Annotated in this window: 3 protein-coding genes; 2 read left to right on the plus strand and 1 reads right to left on the minus strand. The window is 51.2% G+C overall.

From position 1 onward, the window contains the following. The coding region (locus ACTVJH_RS15690; RefSeq protein WP_455992803.1) for an LPS O-antigen chain length determinant protein WzzB at window positions 1–1,143 on the plus strand (1,143 nt) is incomplete at its 5' end. Between the two features lie 48 nt (window positions 1,144–1,191). On the opposite strand, the gene ACTVJH_RS15695 is transcribed toward ACTVJH_RS15690, so the two are convergent. Then, entirely contained in the window at window positions 1,192–1,590 is a 399-nt protein-coding gene (locus ACTVJH_RS15695; protein WP_455992805.1) for a hypothetical protein, read from the minus strand. 112 nt (window positions 1,591–1,702) lie between these two features. Between ACTVJH_RS15695 and ACTVJH_RS15700 the strand changes: the two genes are divergently transcribed. Further along, window positions 1,703–2,635, plus strand: a complete 933-nt coding sequence (locus ACTVJH_RS15700; RefSeq protein ID WP_455992807.1) for an oligosaccharide flippase family protein — start codon at window positions 1,703–1,705, stop codon at window positions 2,633–2,635. Window positions 2,636–2,753: the final 118 nt, after the last annotated feature.

Consider the following 2,753-nt stretch of genomic DNA (forward strand, 5'->3'; position numbering starts at 1 on the left):
TCGGCCGGGAATTGGTCGGGCAGGATATTTTCATATACGATCAGCAGGAAACAGGAGGATTGCGCGGTGAGCGATACACGCAAGGAGGAACAGGTTCAATACGTCCCTGTCCAGATGATGCCCATGGGGGGTGAGGAGGACGAAATAGATCTGCTGGAGCTGTGGCGGATTCTGCTGAAAGGGAAATGGATCATTGCCGGGGTGACCCTGTGTTGTGTTCTTGCCGGAGTCGGTTACGCTCTGCTGACAACGCCTGTGTACAAGATCGAAACCTATTTGTTGCCGCCGACATCTCAGGATATCGAGGAACTGAACATCGAGGAGATGGAAGGGTCTCGATATGATCCGCAAACCGTATATGAGCTGTTTCTTGAGAATCTTCGTTCCCGCGAGATCCGCAACCAGTTTTTCAACGCGGACACCGGGAGCGATTCCATGACCAGCCGCGGTATGGGTGGGGCGAACCAGGTTTTCGTGGTCGAAAAGATCGGTGACAAGCGATCCAAGGAAAATCGCGCCTTTTCCCTCTCCCTGACACGTAGTGATCCCGAGCGGGCGGCACAGTTGACAAATGCCTTTGCCGCCTTTGCCATGGAACAGACTGCAACCGACATACTTGGAGCCCTCATGTCCATGAAGACAAGCCGAATGGACAGTTTGAAGGCACGCATCGCCGGAAAACGCACCGTTGCCTTGCAAAAGCGCCAGGACGAAATCGCCCGCCTTGAAGAATCTCTTGAAATCGCCCGTACCTTACGGATTACTGATGACAAGTTTTCAGGAAGCGCCATCCAACCGGCCGCCATATACAATATCGGGGTATCCTATTTGCGTGGAACCAAATCCCTGGAGGCACAGATAGCTGCCTTGAAGAATCGAAAAACCGACGACCCGCACATCGAGGGACTCAGAGAACTGCAGGAAGAACTCGACCTCCTCGCCTCCATTGAAATCGATCCGGGAAAGATCAGGGTAGCCCGCATCGATCAGCCCGCTTTTGTCCCCCAAAGTCCCATCAAGCCCAAGAAAAATCTCATTGTCGCCCTGAGCACTGTCGGCGGCCTGTTTGTGGGGATCTTCGCGGTTTTCTTTGTGAACTTTGTGAGAAATGCACAACGCAAAGAAGAGGACATCGCCGCCTGAACAAAAATACAAATTCATGCGCACAACAGAGGGGATGGCCGAAACCGGTCATCCCCTTTTGCCTGTTTGGCTCAATGTGAACCCGAGCAAGTGAACATTGGCAGCACCCGCAACAAGTTGATTCACCTGCGGCATGCTAGAAAAATGAGAACCCGGAGAATGCTCCTGCCCTCTCATTTTTCGATTTCCTTGACGAAGGATAAAAAACTGGGAAGTGAAAACAAACATCCTTTGCCGGACCGGAAGACATCCTTCGTTCAGAGCGCCAAGCCTGAAATACCTGTCATGCCCATACCGACCATCCATCAGTTTGCCGCTCTCGAAACTTTCACGGCATGACAAAGGACCTGGCAGGCTAGCATAGCGGCCGGGCAGCAGGGCAAAAGACAATCTTTCTTCCCCTTTCAATGATTTCTTAAAGGAATCGAGCGAAATGGCACAGGGCATGATCAAAAGTGCGAATCTCTGATCAAGTCTAAATTGCTACAGATTAGTCCAGACAGTTCCATCCAGGCCAATGATAAACACACGACTTTTTTCTCTCCTCGGAGTATTTCACATGAAGGACACATGGCTGCGCCACATGACCTCCTCCATCCAAAGTAACAAACTCCGGGGACAACTCGTACGTGGAGCGATGGGGGTAGGGGGGTGTAAACTCCTGGCACTTCCATTGAGCGTAGCGACCTCCATCTTACTGGCCCGCGGATTGGGACCGGAGGGCTATGGACAATATGCACTTGTAATTGCACTGATCACGACGTTGTCCATCCCTTTGGCACCGGCCTTGATGCAGCTCACCACCCGGGAAACGGCTCGAATACATGCTGACAGAAAAGATCAAATCCAGTCGCTTTTGCTTTGGGCCAATCGCCACACCTTGCTGGGAAGTGTTTTCGCCATCATCATCGTGGGGGCGATTGCGCTTCTGATGGCGGATTGGCGAGCAGATGACCCCTGGACGTTGTTGTTGCCCGGTCTTTTCGCCTTGCCGTTACTCGGGCTCAATGCCGTGCGTTCAGGCATCCTGGCTGGATTACGTCATCTGGCTCTGAGCCAACTCCCCGAACTGTTTGTTCGTCCGCTGACACTGTTGATTATTGCCGCGATGTTATTGGTCACGGATCTCCTCAACCCTTTGACCGCCCTGACTGCGTTTATCGCAGGGGCTGCATTGGCATACATGTCCGGGACACTGCTGCTGCAAAGGAAGCTCCCCGATCGCAGAGGTGCCGTATCCTTAAAGGATATTCCACAGAACAGGGAGTGGATGCGTTCCTGGATGCCCTTTACCTTGCTGGTAACGGCTAGCACGCTGAATGGCCAAGTCGGGATCATCTTGCTCGGATGGCTGAGTAATGATGTTCAGGTAGCTGCCATGCAGGTAGCTGAACGCGGGGCCATGATGGTGAATCTTTCCCTCGCTTTAGTAAATATCTCGACTTTCGGAGTTTATTTTGCTTTCAAAATTAGAACAAACATGCTGAAATAACTAATTTTTTACTTGAAGAGATCCTTGTTTTTTAGTATTTCTCTTGTTTCCACGCAATAGAATACAAAAAACAAGGATCTCAAATGCAAGATACGATTAAACCTATCGATTTGCAAGT

This window comes from Desulfoplanes sp. PS50 (assembly GCF_053851535.1).

What these genes read in the sequence shown, in the direction of transcription:
- ACTVJH_RS15700 (WP_455992807.1), top strand. Translation starts at nt 1,703, where the DNA reads ATGAAGGACACATGGCTGCGCCACATGACCTCCTCCATCCAAAGTAAC.
- ACTVJH_RS15695 (WP_455992805.1), bottom strand. Translation starts at nt 1,590, where the DNA reads ATGCCCTGTGCCATTTCGCTCGATTCCTTTAAGAAATCATTGAAAGGG.